The 16,682-nt window shown below is 39.2% G+C and carries 14 protein-coding genes; 5 read left to right on the forward strand and 9 right to left on the reverse strand.

Going from position 1 to position 16,682, the window contains the following annotated elements:
- Positions 1-2: 2 nt before the first annotated feature.
- Positions 3-461, forward strand: a complete 459-nt coding sequence (locus QWZ08_RS14925; RefSeq protein ID WP_290338257.1) for a hotdog fold thioesterase — start codon at positions 3-5, stop codon at positions 459-461.
- 7 nt (positions 462-468) lie between these two features.
- Here QWZ08_RS14925 and QWZ08_RS14930 read toward each other — a convergent pair whose 3' ends face one another.
- Positions 469-1,131 (reverse strand): NUDIX hydrolase, encoded by a 663-nt coding sequence (locus tag QWZ08_RS14930; RefSeq protein ID WP_290338258.1) that lies wholly within the window; start codon positions 1,129-1,131, stop codon positions 469-471.
- A gap of 98 nt (positions 1,132-1,229) precedes the next feature.
- On the opposite strand from QWZ08_RS14930, the gene pyrE reads away from it, so the two are divergent.
- Positions 1,230-1,865: an orotate phosphoribosyltransferase gene (gene pyrE / locus QWZ08_RS14935; RefSeq protein WP_290338259.1), complete on the forward strand. Its 636-nt coding sequence runs from the start codon at positions 1,230-1,232 to the stop codon at positions 1,863-1,865.
- 18 nt (positions 1,866-1,883) lie between these two features.
- Positions 1,884-2,255 carry a heavy-metal-associated domain-containing protein gene (locus QWZ08_RS14940; protein ID WP_290338260.1) on the forward strand — a complete coding sequence of 124 codons (372 nt, stop codon included), beginning with the start codon at positions 1,884-1,886 and terminating at the stop codon, positions 2,253-2,255.
- A 50-nt stretch (positions 2,256-2,305) separates the two neighbouring features.
- On the opposite strand, the gene QWZ08_RS14945 is transcribed toward QWZ08_RS14940, so the two are convergent.
- The 4 genes from QWZ08_RS14945 to QWZ08_RS14960 form a co-directional block, all read right to left on the reverse strand.
- Positions 2,306-2,767 (reverse strand): LEA/WHy family protein, encoded by a 462-nt coding sequence (locus QWZ08_RS14945; protein ID WP_290338261.1) that lies wholly within the window; start codon positions 2,765-2,767, stop codon positions 2,306-2,308.
- A 1,573-nt stretch (positions 2,768-4,340) separates the two neighbouring features.
- On the reverse strand, positions 4,341-5,822 hold the full coding sequence (locus tag QWZ08_RS14950; protein WP_290338262.1) for a M56 family metallopeptidase: 1,482 nt from the start codon (positions 5,820-5,822) through the stop codon (positions 4,341-4,343).
- A 12-nt stretch (positions 5,823-5,834) separates the two neighbouring features.
- A complete protein-coding gene (locus QWZ08_RS14955) occupies positions 5,835-6,209 on the reverse strand; it encodes a BlaI/MecI/CopY family transcriptional regulator (protein ID WP_290338264.1) in 375 nt (124 codons plus the stop codon).
- Positions 6,210-6,381: 172 nt separating this feature from the next.
- The gene (locus QWZ08_RS14960; protein ID WP_290338265.1) at positions 6,382-9,150 is read right to left on the reverse strand and encodes a sodium-translocating pyrophosphatase; all 2,769 of its coding nucleotides are present in this window, start codon (positions 9,148-9,150) and stop codon (positions 6,382-6,384) included.
- 308 nt (positions 9,151-9,458) lie between these two features.
- Between QWZ08_RS14960 and QWZ08_RS14965 the strand changes: the two genes are divergently transcribed.
- Positions 9,459-9,773 carry a hypothetical protein gene (locus tag QWZ08_RS14965; protein WP_290338266.1) on the forward strand — a complete coding sequence of 105 codons (315 nt, stop codon included), beginning with the start codon at positions 9,459-9,461 and terminating at the stop codon, positions 9,771-9,773.
- 33 nt (positions 9,774-9,806) lie between these two features.
- Here the strand turns inward: QWZ08_RS14965 and QWZ08_RS14970 are convergent, their stop codons facing one another.
- Together QWZ08_RS14970 and QWZ08_RS14975 are read right to left on the reverse strand one after the other, a co-directional pair.
- Positions 9,807-11,306, reverse strand: coding sequence for an NAD(P)H-hydrate dehydratase (locus tag QWZ08_RS14970; protein WP_290338267.1), 1,500 nt, complete (start codon positions 11,304-11,306; stop codon positions 9,807-9,809).
- Positions 11,307-11,456: 150 nt separating this feature from the next.
- Positions 11,457-11,906 (reverse strand): hypothetical protein, encoded by a 450-nt coding sequence (locus tag QWZ08_RS14975; RefSeq protein WP_290338268.1) that lies wholly within the window; start codon positions 11,904-11,906, stop codon positions 11,457-11,459.
- Between the two features lie 367 nt (positions 11,907-12,273).
- On the opposite strand from QWZ08_RS14975, the gene QWZ08_RS14980 reads away from it, so the two are divergent.
- The gene (locus QWZ08_RS14980) at positions 12,274-13,455 is read left to right on the forward strand and encodes a DUF5009 domain-containing protein (protein WP_290338271.1); all 1,182 of its coding nucleotides are present in this window, start codon (positions 12,274-12,276) and stop codon (positions 13,453-13,455) included.
- Between the two features lie 10 nt (positions 13,456-13,465).
- Here the strand turns inward: QWZ08_RS14980 and QWZ08_RS14985 are convergent, their stop codons facing one another.
- Together QWZ08_RS14985 and QWZ08_RS14990 are read right to left on the reverse strand one after the other, a co-directional pair.
- Complete coding sequence (locus QWZ08_RS14985; protein ID WP_290338272.1) at positions 13,466-15,475, reverse strand: OstA-like protein; 2,010 nt, start codon at positions 15,473-15,475, stop codon at positions 13,466-13,468.
- Positions 15,476-15,609: 134 nt separating this feature from the next.
- Positions 15,610-16,626 (reverse strand): MlaD family protein, encoded by a 1,017-nt coding sequence (locus QWZ08_RS14990; RefSeq protein WP_290338273.1) that lies wholly within the window; start codon positions 16,624-16,626, stop codon positions 15,610-15,612.
- Positions 16,627-16,682 lie beyond the last annotated feature (56 nt).

Here is a 16,682-nt window from a genome sequence, read left to right on the forward strand (position 1 = left end):
AAATGTTTCAAGCACCGAAAATTAAAACGATGGCTATCTGGTTTGATAAGTCGATCAAGTTTGAAGAATTATCTTCTGTTGCTCTTGGCTCTATGGAGACATTGCTGGGGCTTGAATTCACAGCCCTGGGAGATGATTATTTAAAGATGAAGATGCCGGTTGATGATCGTACCAAACAGCCTTATGGCCTGTTGCATGGCGGCGCCAGTTGTGTACTGGCCGAAACCGCAGGCAGCATGGCATCTTCCCTGGTAATTGATCCGGATAAATTTATTTGTGTCGGGTTGGAAATTAATGCCAATCATGTAAGAAGTGCAAGGCAAGGTTATGTTGTTGCCACTGCCACTCCTTTACACCTTGGTACCAACACACATGTGTGGGATGTAAAAATTCATGATGAGGCGGAAAAACTGATCTGCATAAGCCGTCTTACCGTTGCCATATTAAAAAAGGCTTTTTAATATAGTTCTATTCGCTTGTCGTCCTTTTCTTTTTAGTTGGGATGCCAGACTTCAGCAACACGGATAAAATATCTTTAATTGAAGGATACGTGTTGTTAAGTTGCAGATCCATCTTGTTTGGATTGACCCATTCTATAGCGGTAATATCTTCTTCTGTTTGGGGTATTATTTTTTGTTTGGCGGAACAGGTTACAAAATACCAATGCGTTGTTTTTAAAAAATGTTTTCCATATGCATTATAAGTATGATGCGTTTCCCCAATTTTACTATACAGTGTTAAATGCTTTAAGCCAGTTTCTTCTTCTATTTCCCTCAGGGCAGTTTTTTCAATGTGCTCGCCTGTTTCCACCTTTCCTTTTGGCAGATCCCATTTATCAAGCCGGTAAATAAACAGCAATTGATGTTTATCATTTTGTACCACTCCGCCTGCGGCTTCAATAGGAGTAAAGTGTTTGAAAAAAGCCTTTTTCAATTCTTCGAGGCTGCTATGTAATAATACGCCTGCATGAAAATCAGGTTTCGTTATTTCATGCAATAAAGATTTAATGGCTGGCCCGGAAAATTCATCTATAAATATAGCATCCGGGTGATGCAGAATTTCCTTCAGCTCTTCCGTTAATTCATCACAAAGAAAAACGGGCTTATCTTCAAAGTAAATTTTTATATGCATGGTATAATTTATTGCAGCTGAAAGCTTTCATGTAAGCAGAAGCGGCATCTTTTTTTGTGATATTGCTGATACATTATTGCTTTGTTTTAATTTGCAGTATGACAAACGAAAAAGCCGTAGCAGAAAAGCTGTTACAAATTAATGCAATTAAGTTGAGTCCGCAACAACCCTTTAGCTGGGCAAGCGGATGGAAAAGTCCGATTTACTGCGATAACCGCCGCGTTTTATCTTTTCCTTTTGTAAGAGATTTTATCAAAAGCGAAATGTGCAATGTGGTTTTTGAACAATTTCCCCAGGCAGAAATTCTTGCCGGAGTTGCTACAGCTGGTATACCATGGGGAGCGATGGTGGCAGATCAGTTGAAATTACCTTATATCTACGTACGACCTAAACCAAAAGAACATGGCCTTGGCAACCAGATTGAAGGATTTTATGAAAAAGGCAAAAAGGTATTGGTGATTGAAGATTTAATTTCCACTGGTAAAAGTAGCCTGGAAGTGGTGGAAGTGCTGCGTAAGGCAGAAGTGGAAGTTACAGGCATGGTAAGCATTTTCACTTACGGTTTTGATGTGGCAGCGAAAGCATTTGCCAGTGCCGGGGTAGAATATCGTTCTCTGACCAACTATGGCACCCTGATTGACCTGGCGGTTGAAAAGGGTATTGTGACCGCGGAACAGCAAAACACTTTGTTAAACTGGCGCCAGGATCCTGCAAATTGGAAGCCAAATGAATAACTTTATAAAAACATCAGTATGAAAAAAATTAAGCTTACTTTATTAACATTGCTTGGGTTTGCAACAGTAAGTTTTGCCCAGCAAAAAGCAGTTGAAAAAGTGGTGATAAAAACACCCACCGTGCAATGCGAACAATGCAAAGACCGGATAGAAAATTACCTTAAAAGAGAGCCGGGGATATCGGCGGTTAGAGTTGACTACAAAAAGAAAACGACTACAGTAACCTACCTGACTGACCGGAACAATATCGAGCAAATTAAGACAGCAATTGCCAATGCAGGGTATGAGGCGGACGATGTAACTGCGGATGAAGATGCATATAAGAAATTACCTAAATGTTGCAAAAAGCCAGAAGGTGTAACAAATGGCAAAAAAACTGACCTCCAATAAACGCATATAATATTTTTACATAACCACCTTCGGGTGGTTTTTTATGCCATTTAAAAAGAAAATTGCTGCTTGCCCTCGTAGTTTACATTAAATGTTTTGAACACATTTAGCTTTCCAACTCTTATTGTTCCCGTCACTTTTACCATCACTTCATTTGTTAAAAAAGTAGCCAGCCCATTTTTAAGGAGGTTTTTCATATCTACATCAATGCTAACCGGAATAGAAAATTCTGCTCTTTTTGGAATGGAGACCTGGTACTCCTGGGCCGTTTTCCCAAGGTAACTATTATTAATATAAACGTCCAGATCCGTTCGGTTTAACTCTAGCCCAAAGTTGTTTGGATTATAATAAATCAGTTCCATTTTCAAAGTAGTTGCCGCAAACCCAACCTTTACAACTTCCAGGTTTTTGAAATCACGGTACTCCAATTCTTTAGGGGTAGAGCAGGAAATCAGCAGATTTGTCAGTACTATGAAAACCAACAGGGTAGGGAGCTTTTTACTTAACATCATAAAAGGGAAGTGTGAATTTTAGGGAAGGTAGTACTATAAGCCAAAAATTAAAAATTAATTTATGTTAAAAGTTCTGCTAATGCTGTTAGTTATTGAGCCCTGATAAATTAGCAAATTACGCAAAAAAATATCCTAATAAAATTAGTATATAATTTGTAATTTAAGTATATAATTATCAAGTTTTTATATTTATTATCTAATAAATAAAAATAAATAGATTAATCTGAAAATGTCAAGATATCAGTCTTAATTCTTTGTTAGATAAAGAAGGGCCGTTAATTTAATATTTTATTTCATAAAAGATTGAAAATGAATTAATAATGGATTTTTATTGATATTATTTTTTATGTAAAATTTAAAAAGTCTATTTTTCTAATATTATTAACCTAAAAAATGATTAAAATGGGCTTTTAGTATCTAAATGATAACACGGGATCAAAAACCATTATCATGGATTCGTAGGCATTTTAAGGGCATCATTTAATTTGGCTGAAAAGTAAACGCAAGATCTGCTAAAATGACATATCTGGATTTTTAACACTATTGTATGTAATTAGCTCTGGGGAATCTTTGAAAATGATACCTGCGAAATTGGGGGCAACAATCATTAGTAAAGATGATGTTTCTAAAAATGCAGAATCGAGAGGTTAAAGGAAAGTAATCTGGCCCGTTTTCACAACGAGTAATGTCGTCAGCTTTTTAAGAAAATTTTTATGTGGACTACACTTGCAATCCGGTTTGGATCTTTTGTTCATGAAAATTTTCAAACTCCAGTTAAGCGTGGGTAAACTAGTAAATTGGCAATTGGGCTCCATCAAATTTGTATTCAACGATGTTGAAAATTCGGATTTTATAATATCATCTAATTAAAGTATTTGTTAAGAAGAATTTACAACGGGACATTAAAATATTGAAATCGGCATTTGTAATTTCAGGGTTAGCTAAAATATATTATAAAAATTACAATATAATATGTTTGCAATTTACCTGGTAACTTGTATAGGCTAAAAAGTTTAAGGAGGTTGGAAAAAAATGGAAAGGCCAAGTTGCGGCGAATTACAAAAAGCTTAATGGAGCTTAAAAATGTGGATTATAAAAGGCATCGATTTTGTCTACTCTTAATCTGTGATAAAGGAAAACCTTTCTTAAAAACGACCCAAATCGCAGCTCAAAAAGGGAGACTTCACCAGGTTTATTTTCCAGGTAAGCCCATCCTTTTTTCAGTAAATCACTGTAAAAAAATGGAAGAAAAGTATCTTGTTTTCACTTTAAAGAATCCCGAACTTCTATAGTCTCTAATTTGCAAAAAAAATGAAATCCTATTGCGGAAACGTGCCAGACATTTTGGTCTTTCTCAAATAAATTAGCCAATTAACAAAATAATAAGGAATCCGTAACGTTTATAGAACAACCTCAGGTAATAACCGCTTGTGCTTGGTAAACAAGATGTTTTCTTTGGGGGTTACAGAACCAAATTAGGTTCGTAAACGAAGACCCGATTTCTATCGGGTCTTTTGTATTTGCACCTACTTTAAAAAGCGTCTGCCTGATAATTATATTGAATAAATCGGGATCAGGTAGTAATTCTTTTTTTAGGCGAAGCTGACTTTATTGCCTTTTTAGTCTTTGTTGTAGTATACTTCTTTATGAAAAGCAGGGGTTTAACATCAGTCTTGCCACCGTCATCTTTCTTCAATTTAAAATAATACGTCACGGATTGTTTCTTACCGGATTGTTCTTCTTCTATTTTTACAAATATGGGAGCGTGTTGCAGACTATCCTTCTCTTTATTGGAGACAACTGTCAGCTTTGTTTCATTGTCTCTTATTGTGCCCGGTAATGCATCTTCATTTACCATTGCAAGTACATTATAATCTTCGGTATTGGCAATCTGCTTTTTCTCGGTTGATTGTTTTTTAGCAGTTACTTTCTTTTGTTGAGAAACAGGTTTTTTGGGAATACTTCTGTAAATTATTGGTGAAGGATGTTCTTTTTCGCTAGCGACTAAATCCTCATTTTGTTTATTGAGTAATACTGCAGGCTTTACACTTACAGCAATTTTGCCTGGTATTGTCTGTTTGTTTGCGATGGAAGGAAGCAGACCAATCAGGATCAAGATAATAAAGGTTAAACCTGCCAGCTGAAATTTTTGGAACCGGTTTATATTTATCTGCACCTTTGGATCTTCAAATAATCTCTTTATCCGGTGCAGTAATATTTTTTTATCATTCGTTGCGGAAACTGCCAGCATCAATTGCTGATGCCGTTGTTCTTCCAGTATCAACAGCGCTTTGGCATATTCCAGCTGGTTATAGCGAAAGTTGATCACCCAATCGTCACAACAGTTTTCCCTTTCCCGTTTTGCAATTTTATTCAGCAGTCCAATAAATGGATTAAAAAATAGCATGAGGGCTATAGATGACTGCAGCAGGTTTAAAACGAAATCATTTCTTTTTATGTGTGCCATCTCATGCAACAGGATAGCGTTTACCTGGTCGGTGCTTAAATGATTAATGACTGCTGCAGGGAGCAATATAATAGGTTTAATAAACCCCGTAACTGATGGAACATCCACATGGTTGGATAACCAAACCTGCACCTTTTTTTTAATGCCTAAATGAAGGGCTGTACCTTCCGTGAACATCCTTATATCAGCGGGCGCTTTTAAGAGGCCGTTTTTACTAACAAAACGAAGCTGCAGATACTGGCGGGTAAATTGAAAAATATGGAAGCCCAGCATACTAAAATAAAGAACCGCTATAAAAGGAAGCATTTTGTTCAGTGATTCTACCTGTAGTAACCATTGAGGGGAAGAGATAGTATCCGCGGAAGATAACAGTAAATAGTTTTGAAGTGCAGTAAAACCAAACCATATAGCGGCAATAAAAATAAGAAACAGACTAAGCTGGTATCTAATTAAGGCAGGTAATTTTTTATTTGAATATGCGGCCGACTGATAAACAATCCACAAAATAGCAGCTTGCCAAAAACTATTGGCAACGGCCCAACCGACAGACTGTAAAAAATAAGCATTTGCAAAAAACGATGTCTGCATAACACCTGTAAATTAGATGCTGTTTAAATAATTCCTGATTTCTTCCAATTCTTTCTTAGAAGTTTTGTGATTACCCAACGCCTGCATAACCAACTGGGCGGGGGAACCGGCGAAAAGCGAATCGATCATCCGGTTTAAAAACAAATCCTGTGTTTTTTCCTTTGTTACCGCTGGCGTATAGATATGCGTTTTACTGCTGCTGTCACGGGTCACAAGACCTTTTTCAAACATTATCTGCATCAGTTTCAAAGTTGTTGTATAACCTGCTTCCTTCACTTTTAAGAGTTCTTCATGTACATCCCTTACTGTTGCGGTTTGCTTTTGCCACAACACCTGTAATATTTCCAGCTCGCCTTCCGTTGGCCTAGTATTTTTTATCAGCGTCATAATACGATTTTTTTCGTATTCAAATATAAAAATTTATTTCTTAAATAAACCAAAATTTTCGCAAGCGGAAAATCCGGGTGATGAATGTATAAAATATAGCAAGCACACATTTACGGACAAATAAAAACCCCGGTGTGTTTCACCGGGGCCGTTTGCAGTTAGTTTTGGAAAATTATTTTTTGGTAACTCTAATATCTATTCTCCTGTTTTGGGCTTTACACTCTTTGGTATCGTTTTCAGGACAAACAGGAAATTGAGCACCATAACCTTCCGCACTTAAACGTGCGGCAGTGGCGCCTAATTTCACGAGTTCGTCTTTTGCAGAAGTTGCCCTGTCGCCGGAAAGTTTAACATTGGTAGCAGAGTCGCCACTGTTATCCGTATAGCCACCGAGTTTTAATTCAACTGCCGGATAGGCTTTTAAAATAGCCGCAATGTTTTTCAACTGCTCCTGTGATGCCGGTTTTAAGGTGGATTTGCCTGTTTCAAAATACAAACGATCCATTGTGAACCAGGTATTTTTATCAACTGATTTGCTGCCATCAGTTATAAAATCAAACAGTTTCTTTTCCGCAGAGTTTCCGCCAACTGTGATTTCATTTCCGTCGGCCAGTTTTAATTTGCCCATCGCTCCAGCATCGTATACAAAATCTCCATCGGCATTCACGCTTCCTTTAACTGTATTTGTAACTGTTACTGTTACACCTGTACTATCGCCGGTTTTGATAATTTTTTCTTCAATGATTGTATTGCCACCAACCATTTTTCTCATCGTTTCCATCTGGGCCTTTCTGTTCGCTTGAATTTTATCGTGGTGTATCTTGGCAAGGGTAGGGGCAATTACCAATGATACGATACTCATTAATTTAATAAGAATATTCATTGACGGGCCAGAGGTATCCTTGAATGGGTCACCCACTGTATCACCAGTAACAGAAGCCTTGTGCGGATCTGATTTTTTATAGTACATGGTGCCATTGATATCAACTCCTTTTTCAAAAGATTTTTTTGCATTATCCCATGCACCACCGGCATTGTTTTGAAAAATACCCATCAATACACCGCTAACGGTAGCACCTGCTAAAAAGCCACCCAATACTTCCGGTCCAAAAATAAATCCGATTACAATCGGCGTTAACAGGGCAATTGCGCCTGGTAACATCATTTTCTTAAGCGAGGCTTCTGTAGAAATTGCCACGCATTTATCATATTCTGGTCTGCCGGTACCTTCCATAATTCCGGGAATTGTACGGAACTGGCGGCGAACTTCTTCCACCATGGCCATAGCCGCTTCACCAACCGCACGTATAGCAAGAGAAGAAAATATAAAAGGAATCATTCCACCCACAAATAAACCTGCCAATACATCTGCATGATAAATATCAATACCATCAATACCGGCAATGCCTACAAATGCAGCAAATAAAGCTAAGGCAGTTAATGCTGCAGAAGCAATGGCGAAACCTTTACCACTTGCTGCAGTCGTGTTACCCACAGCATCAAGGATATCAGTTTTTTCACGAACATCGGCTGGCAATTCGCTCATTTCAGCAATACCGCCGGCGTTATCTGCGATAGGGCCAAAAGCATCAATTGCCAGTTGCATGGCAGTTGTTGCCATCATACCCGCCGCAGCGATTGCCACACCGTATAAACCTGCACAGGCATAAGACCCATAAATGCCGCCTGCTAAAACGATGATTGGTAATAAGGTACTTTCCATTCCAACTGCAAGGCCACCAATGATATTGGTAGCATGACCTGTTGCCGATTGGCGGATGATACTTAACACCGGGCGTTTACCCATGGCCGTATAATATTCAGTAATGATACTCATCAAAGCACCTACTAATAAACCAACCATGATAGCGCCAAATACTCCATTTTTTGTAAAATCGTGATTGCGCAAAGTCATGTGTTCGGGCATAAGGAAATTCACCAGGAAATAGCAGCCGATCGCTGTTAACACCATGGAGCCCCAGTTGCCCATATTCAACGCATTTTGTACTTTATGTGTACTTAATCCGGCAGTTTCAGAAATGCGGACAAAGAAAGTTCCAATGATTGAAAAAATAATACCCATCGCTGCAATCAGCATCGGTAATAAAATAGGGGATAAGCCACCATAGGCATCACCTGCAGCAGCAGTTTCTCTTCCCAGTACCATCGTTGCTAAAACGGTAGCTACGTAACTGCCAAAAAGATCGGCACCCATTCCGGCTACATCACCTACGTTATCACCAACGTTATCTGCGATAGTAGCAGGGTTACGGGGATCATCTTCGGGAATACCAGCTTCTACTTTGCCCACTAAATCGGCACCGACATCCGCAGCTTTTGTATAAATACCGCCGCCCACACGAGCAAACAATGCGATGGATTCTGCACCTAAAGAAAAACCAGTCAATATTTCGATTGCTTTTTCAAGAGCTAACCTGTATTCTTCTGAACCAATAGTATAACCGGCCACAAATGTGGTATATAAAACAATAAACAAGCCGCCTAATCCCAACACAGCCAAACCTGCAACACCCATACCCATTACACTACCACCGGTAAATGAAACAGACAACGCCTTGCTTAAACTTGTTCTTGCAGCCTGTGCTGTACGAACGTTTGCTTTAGTAGCTATTCTCATACCTATGAATCCCGCCAACGCACTAAAAAATGCACCCACAATAAATGCAAGGCAAATACTCCAGTGGCTGTTGGCATTGCTGTAACCCATCACACCTAACAACAGTGCGCCAATAATTACGAAATAAGTAAGAATTTTATACTCGGCTTTCAAAAAAGCCATGGCACCTTCAGCAATATAAGTACTGATTTCTTTCATGCGTTCGTTACCGGCATCTTGTTTGGATACCCAGGCAAACTTGATAAAAGTGTACAAAAGGCCAACAATGCCCAATGCAGGAACTACGTAAAACAATTTGTCCATAATAAATATATATTGTTAAAATTTGGAGGGCAAAAATAGGGTAATTGCTTCAAAAACAGTTAAAAATCACCTTTTCTTGAAAACAGCGGGCGGCTGGTTAGTATGGAGCCCTGGCACATGCACGGGGCAACTTAGGTGAAAAAGATGTCCGGGTTTTCATATCTCCGACAATCGCTGATGTCTGTTTCAAGTCCCGGTTATAGAAAAGCCACCCGTATTTATCAATCTGCAATTAACAAGCGGCTAACATACTGTTATTGTATTAAGGTTACATTTGAATCACAATTAAAAAATTAAAATTTACAGTTATGAAAAAATTAATGATCGCCTTCTGTATGATGTTAGGTTTCGCGGGTATTGCAACAGCACAAACTACTGCAGCAAAATCTACCACAACAAAACCAACTGAAATGAAAGTTGTAAAAAAAGATGCAACTGCTAAAGTGGTGAAAATGGATAAAACAAAGCCTGTTGCTGCAAATGGTCTTAAAGCCGATGGAACGCCGGATATGAGGTTAAAGGAAAATAAGGATAAAGCAAAAGCGGCAGCGACTACCACAGGTCCTAAAAAGAAAGACGGCACACCTGACCTGCGCTTCAAAGAAAATAAGAAGAAGAACTAATAGTATTGAATTATAATACTGGGCACCAGCTAATTACTGGTGCTTTTTTTTGCTGATTTCCAAAAATGCAGCTCCGATATTGTCAATCAGGTCGCTTGCAATCAAAGCCTCCTGGGATATTTTGTCTGCGGCAATATCTCCCGCAAGCCCGTGAAGGTAAACTCCTAAAATTGCTGCGTCTCTTGCTGCATAGCCTTGTGAGAGTAATCCACAAATAATTCCGGTTAATGTATCGCCTGTTCCGGCAGTTGCCATTCCTGCATTACCAGTGGTATTAAAATTATGCGGTTCCTCGGGACAGGCAATAAAAGTATAGTGTCCTTTTAATATAATATAGCATCCAAGGCTATGCGCTTTTTGTATGGCGAGTTGCAATCGCTCCAAATCGCTGACTGTTTTTCCAAACAGTTGTTCAAATTCACCCGTGTGGGGCGTAATGATCAAATCAGTTGTTTTTCGCAACGGCAGCTTAGTAAGCAGCGGATTAAGGAGCGAGAGGGCAGTGGCATCAACTACCAACGGTCCTTGCCATTCACCCAATAATTTATTTAGCAATTGTGTATTACCATCCGACTTTTCCAGTCCTGGTCCGATTGCGATAGCAGATTTTTTTATCCAGGTTTTGGAAGCATCCTTTTCAGAACTGGTAATGGCTTCAGGAAGGCTGATGTGAATAATAGCTTCGCAATCAGGCTCCACATGAATTGTTACAAGTCCGGCGCCGCTTCTGATACAGGCTTTGCTGCAAAGCACGGCAGCACCCATCATGTTTTTACTGCCTGCATATAAAAGGGCATGACCGAAAGTATATTTATGTGCAAATTGATTTCGGGGTTTATATATACGACTGACCAGTTGTTCATCTGTTTTTATAAAAGCCGCACTGGTATTTTCATAATATTTTTTGCTCAGGCCGATAGAGAGTAGATGAATGCTGCCAGTGTATACCGCATTTTGTGGTAGCAGGAAAGTCAATTTATATGTTTCGAAACTAAGTGTATGCGTGGCTTTAACAATGGCGCCATCATCGACACAATTATCAGCAGGCAGGCCCGAAGGCATATCGATGCTGATAACAGTTGCATTTTGTTTGTTGATAAAATGTATCAGCTGAGCGGCAAGATTTTTTAAAGGCCGATTGACACCGGTGCCAAACAATGCATCAATCAACACTGTATTTTTTGAAACAGTTGGAAAATCTGCTGCCACGTGGAGCGTAACCACATCAACTTTTAAAGTCTTCAATCGCCGGAGATTAACCCCAAAGGCTTCACTGGAATTCGTACTTTCAACCAGGTAAACTGATACTTTGAATTTAGCCTTATGCAAGAGCCGTGCAATTGCCAACCCATCGCCGCCATTGTTACCGGGCCCACATAGAACCATTATTTTTCGGGAGGTAGCTATGTTTTTCCTGATCCAGTCAGAACAAGCGCCGGCAGCTCTTTCCATTAAGTCAATGCCAGTGATGGGTTCTTCTTTTATCGTAAAGGCGTCCCATGCTCTTATTTGCTCCGCAGAAAATATTTTCATCTGGTAAAAGTAAAATAACAAAATGGCTTGCCATACGGAATGCTATTTTTATTTCTTTTAACCAGGGATTTAATCGGATGGTAATTAAACCGCGGCGCTTATTGAATTAAAAAATGGCTTTCTTTTTTGCAAACCGTTTTAATCATTTTTTTAGAAAGTAAACCTGGCAGATACACCCACACCGCTTGCCTCAAAACCTACATTGGTAATCAGGTTTAGTTCAGGTTTCCAGTCAACAGAAACGTTCAGTGGTATTTGCTCAAATTTATAATCCAAACCCACTATACCGGCGGCACCAATAAAACTGGTGCTGTACCGGAAAGCTGCATAACCGCCCGCTCCAACAAACCAGTTCAGGTGCTCAGCTGATTCAATCGGGTGATGCCACTCGTATAGTGCACACAACCCTATACCATTGCTCACGCCAACGATGCCTTCAACTGCGTTGGTTTCATTTAAAAAGTGTTTGATGGTAAAACCCGGTGAAATGTTAGCCGAGTTTGGTCCGAGGCGGATACCGACCGCGTTATTGTAGTCCTGAGCGCTTGCGGCCAGCGAAAAAAGGCTGAGGATACTGCAAACAAAAAACATTTTTTTCATGATAATTGCTTTAAAGGTTGTATAAACTAAACAAATATTTTATCGCGTAAAAATTGCCATGCAATAATACATTGGTGTAACGCCGCATGAGAGGATTGGGCTGTTAAGGCTTTGTAAAAAATTATCCTGCAAACTACTGGTGATCTTAGCATTGCTGCCTGGCTGCCACTTAACAATTGTGCAGAACCAGGTAAACAATACATTCCGCCACAATATGTATATATTTATACATCATCCACGCCACTTAAGACGGAGGTTTGTAACAGTGGTTTAATTTGTAACCCAATATTTATGCTTCATTAAAATTCTGCTTTTGAATAAAAGGCGCTGAATAGTGGCAATAAACGGCAATCCAAACAGTTAATTAATGCAAACAACGCAACTATTAAAACGACTGCAATCAATCGATGTTTTCAGGGCAATCACTATGTTGCTAATGGTTTTTGTCAATGACGCTTCAGGTGTCACAGGCCTTCCGGCCTGGTTAGGGCATATGGGCGCAGATGAAGACGGACTGGGCTTTGCTGATACTGTTTTTCCTGCATTTCTTTTTATCGCCGGGATGTCCATTCCTTTTGCTATTGGCAACCGGATAAGCCGGGGGGCTACTTTTATACAGGTGTTTTTTTATATTGTCAGCAGATATTTTGCCCTCATAGTAATGGGTTTCTTTCACGTCAATAGTGAAAATTACAATGCCACGCTTGCAGGCTTTCCGCAGCCTTTGTGGATTATTGCAATTACGCTCGCCTTCTTTTTGATCTGGCTTGATTACCGGTCAGAGGTCTCAAGAATGATTAAGTTTAATTTGATAGCGAGCGGCGTAATTTTATTGTTGGGTATGGCCGTATTGTATAAAGGAGGCACTCCAGATGCTGCTGCCGGCATGAAACCTTATTGGTGGGGAATATTGGGCATCATTGGCTGGGCCTATTTTGTAAGCGCCTTTATTTACCTGGTGACAAAAGGCAATTTTTATTTACTGCTTATTGGCTATGTTGTCGCTGGGTTCATTAATGTGGCGGATCATACGGGTTTTATTAAACTCAATTTACCACTCATCGGTGATGCTTCATCAGTTTCTTTAATGATGGGCGGCGTGTTACTGTCAGTTTTGTATGCTCAATTAACCAATCGCCGAAAAGACCGGTCAATTAGGATTGCCTTTGTGGCCCTTGGTATTTCACTGATCGTTGCAGGTGTTATTATAAGACCTTATGCAGAGGGTATATCTAAAATTCATTCAACACCAGCCTGGGTTTTTATTTGTACAGGAATAAGCATATTAACTTTTACAACACTCATCTGGTTGGTTGATATAAAAGCCAAACAACATTGGTTTAACTTTATAAGGCCTGCTGGTACCAGTACACTTACCTGTTACCTCGTCCCTTATTTTTGGTATTCTTTGTATAACCTGGTTAATTTTCATTACCCTGCAATTTTTAACCATGATGCAGGCGGATTGTTTCGCTCTGTTGTTTTTGCTTTTTTAGTGGTGCGGCTTACCGGTTTTTTGGAGAAAAAAAAGTTGAGACTGAAAATTTAATCTGTGTGTGTTATTCAAATAATTCAAACTTGTTCTTTGGCCGCCTGCTTTCCCACCATTTGAAATTTTTTAAAAATTTTTGATCTTCGGGACGTTGACGGATAGGATAGAGGGTGCCATCCACATCATTTACAAATTTTACTTTGTTCACCGTTTTATCAGCAAAATAAACATCTATCACATCGCCTTTGCTTCTGTTCATTCCTATATAGGCGCTGTCATCGTCCTGGGGATAAAAGATGCTTTCTGCAGGAGAGCCTTTTATCCGCATGTAATCAATGGTACCATCTTTAAAATAACCGTTGATGGTTCGTCCACCCATCTGGTTATACATTTGCTTGTTGGCTTCATTAATGATGATGCCATTTTCAAACACATACATTCGTTTAGCTTTTTTATTTTCAGTAAACATGTAGATAGTATCACCTGCTATCTGCGATTTATTATTGAACACGAGCGGTTTTTGATACAGCCTGAAAACAGAATCTTCTGAGGAGTAAAATAAGCTGTCGCATACAGATTGTACGGAATCATTAAAAATGCGGACATGATGGAAGGCCTCAAAATACCGGATGGTTGTGTCTTTGGCGGTTTTAACGCCAGCAGCTTTTTTAACAGAATCTGATGTAGCAATTTGTTTGAAGGAAAGACTGTCCCTGTTAATCAGGCTGTCCATTGGCTTGATGGCGGCCGCTTTTTTAAGATCAGTATTGATGGTGAATTTATTTCCGGCAAGCTCTTCACTTCGTATTTTGTCAATTGCTGCATCAGCCCGTTTTGTAAGGGCCGCTTCTTTGGCATTTTCAGCGCTCATTTTAATTTCGGCAGGCGTTGGCTCATTTTTTTGAACTACATAGACAAAGCCTGCGTCTTTTTGCAGCGGGGTAACCGGCTTCAGCCAGTCAATATCCGCGAATGTTTTTTTAGGCAGGTTATTGTTGTTTTGCAAATCCTTTCCCAGGGTTGAGTCGTTTAAATTAATGGTGGTAGTATTTTTAAGCGTGTCTGTTTTTAATATTTTGTTACCATTCTTATCAAGCTTTATTACGCCTGAAAACAGCGTGTCGGCGGCAATAAAAGTACTGTCCTTACCTTCGCCTTTAAAAATTAAAAGTGGTTTACGGGTGGCTAAAAAAGACTGGTCAAATTTGCTGGAAAAAATCTGGTTGCCCAGTATTGAATAACCGTTCACACTATCCCTTATAACAGCGTTGCCTTCCAGCTGGGCGATTCCGCTTTTTTCATCATAAGCAATATCGTTGGCAACATAGGTCCTTGTGCTATCTTTTATAACGGTACGGTTGCCGAAGAAAGCCTTGCCGTTTTGCAGGTTGTACGATCCTGTTTTTGTATAAATATCACCCCCTTCTTTGCTTTTAATTTTTGTGGCGGTAATAAAAGTTACCAGCTGTGATTGTGTATTATAGAGCAAACTGTCACTTACAATATCATATTTTGGATCTACCAGGTGTACATTCTTTTTAAAATACACATCTTTTGTACTTCCATAATAAACCCCTTCGTTACTGGTTAAAACCGTGGTACCGTTTACAACTTTACCACCTGTAGTGTAGGTTCCTACGCTCGACTTTAAGTCGTATACTAAATCCTGGGTGTACAATGTTCCTTTTTTATCAGTCAGTCTTACGTCTTTTTTTAAAAAAGCCACTCTGTCTTTGCCAACATATTTAAGATACTGCGAGTAAGTGTGTATGCTGTCATTTTGATTGATATGCACATTGCCAAAGGCTTCCAGGATATTCGTAAGGCTGTTGATCGTCGCACTGTCGCAATAAAAAAGTGTTAGTCCTTCTTTTAAAATAACATTACCAGCAATTGTTTTTAAAGTAGTCAGTGTGTCAATTGCTTTTTCCCGCAAGCTTTGACCTTGTATAATCTGGATTGTTCTGAGGGTGTCACTGCCGGGTTGAGGAGGAGGTGTTACCTGGGAGGCTGCCTTAAAATTTGCTGCAAACAAAAGCAACAAACAAAATAAACCGGGTGTAAATATTAATTTCAACGCATTTAATTTTAGCCGCCTGCAATTTCTATTTTTATTTACAAACAGTATCACAAAGTTTTATCGTTATTGTCTGCAGTTAAGTAACATGGATTAACCCGGAGAAAAAGTAAAAAGAGAATTGTTGCGTTTTGTTATGGCTTTATAATGTATGGCGCATTGACAGTATCAGCCAAAGGTATCAGCAAAGGGCCATTTTTGTCTTTTTTGCCAAACACAGAGATATTGACATATCGCTTTGGATGCACCCTTAAATCGTCCAGCAGTAAGTTTAATTTATTGCTGGTTGCGTTTAGGTTATTGTATAATTTGGTATCGTTTAGTAACAATCCCAAAGTTCCATCTTTGCTGCTAACCTTACCTACCGCGCCTTTCAGATCAGAGAGTGTACCGTTTAAAGTATTCAGCGTTTTTTCAAAATCAAGCTTAGAGAATTTTTCTGTAGCAGTTGCCACATTACTCATTGTTTGATTCAATTTTTCATTATTATTTTTTAATGCGCCTGTGAAAGAACTTACATTATCGAGTGTTTTTGCCAATGCCCCGGTTTGAGCATTTAATAAACCCTGTAAAGAAGCAGATGAAACGGCAAGGCTGGCCGTTGTCTTATTCAGGTTTTCAAGCATACCCCTGATGTTTTTTTTTGAATTTGGATCAAATACACTGGTCACGGTAACAAGTAAGGAATCGAGTGATTTCACCGCATTGGTAACCTGGTATAAAACAGGATCCAGTTTTTTCATGGCATCACCCAGAATGTCTTCGCTCGCTATTGTCCTGATAGTGTCATTGTTTTTCAGGTAAGACGAACTGTTGCCAAGCCTGATATCCAGCTGTACATTACCAAGTAAAGATTTATTAATAATCGCTACTGCATCATCAGGAATCACCACGTCTTCCGTCATATTGATGTCAACCATTATGCGGCGCATGTCCCGGCCTCCATCTGTTTTATTAATATTACCAACCTGCTTTCCATTGATCACCACCGGGTTGCTGGTGGCCAGGCCTTGAATATCTGTAAAAACGGCCTTATAGTGCATGGTTTTACCACCAATATTTTTTCCTTTTAAAAAATTAAATCCTAAAATGAGCAGAACTATAGCGATAGCAGTCAGGGCGCCAACTTTGGTTTCGTTTGAAATAGTCATTTGTAAACTACATTGTTTAAACGTAAAAATAGGGAATAATTACCTGACGGACCCGC

This window comes from Ferruginibacter paludis (genome assembly GCF_030409685.1).
GTDB classification, from domain to species: domain Bacteria; phylum Bacteroidota; class Bacteroidia; order Chitinophagales; family Chitinophagaceae; genus Ferruginibacter; species Ferruginibacter paludis.

Excerpts from the sequence above, each read along its gene's own strand:
- QWZ08_RS14980 (WP_290338271.1), top strand. The coding sequence starts at position 12,274 with ATGCAAACAACGCAACTATTAAAACGACTGCAATCAATCGATGTTTTC.
- QWZ08_RS14940 (WP_290338260.1), top strand. The coding sequence starts at position 1,884 with ATGAAAAAAATTAAGCTTACTTTATTAACATTGCTTGGGTTTGCAACA.
- QWZ08_RS14945 (WP_290338261.1), bottom strand. The coding sequence starts at position 2,767 with ATGATGTTAAGTAAAAAGCTCCCTACCCTGTTGGTTTTCATAGTACTG.
- QWZ08_RS14990 (WP_290338273.1), bottom strand. The coding sequence starts at position 16,626 with ATGACTATTTCAAACGAAACCAAAGTTGGCGCCCTGACTGCTATCGCT.
- QWZ08_RS14970 (WP_290338267.1), bottom strand. The coding sequence starts at position 11,306 with ATGAAAATATTTTCTGCGGAGCAAATAAGAGCATGGGACGCCTTTACG.
- QWZ08_RS14930 (WP_290338258.1), bottom strand. The coding sequence starts at position 1,131 with ATGCATATAAAAATTTACTTTGAAGATAAGCCCGTTTTTCTTTGTGAT.
- QWZ08_RS14950 (WP_290338262.1), bottom strand. The coding sequence starts at position 5,822 with ATGCAGACATCGTTTTTTGCAAATGCTTATTTTTTACAGTCTGTCGGT.
- pyrE (WP_290338259.1), top strand. The coding sequence starts at position 1,230 with ATGACAAACGAAAAAGCCGTAGCAGAAAAGCTGTTACAAATTAATGCA.
- QWZ08_RS14975 (WP_290338268.1), bottom strand. The coding sequence starts at position 11,906 with ATGAAAAAAATGTTTTTTGTTTGCAGTATCCTCAGCCTTTTTTCGCTG.
- QWZ08_RS14965 (WP_290338266.1), top strand. The coding sequence starts at position 9,459 with ATGAAAAAATTAATGATCGCCTTCTGTATGATGTTAGGTTTCGCGGGT.
- QWZ08_RS14960 (WP_290338265.1), bottom strand. The coding sequence starts at position 9,150 with ATGGACAAATTGTTTTACGTAGTTCCTGCATTGGGCATTGTTGGCCTT.
- QWZ08_RS14925 (WP_290338257.1), top strand. The coding sequence starts at position 3 with ATGTTTCAAGCACCGAAAATTAAAACGATGGCTATCTGGTTTGATAAG.
- QWZ08_RS14955 (WP_290338264.1), bottom strand. The coding sequence starts at position 6,209 with ATGACGCTGATAAAAAATACTAGGCCAACGGAAGGCGAGCTGGAAATA.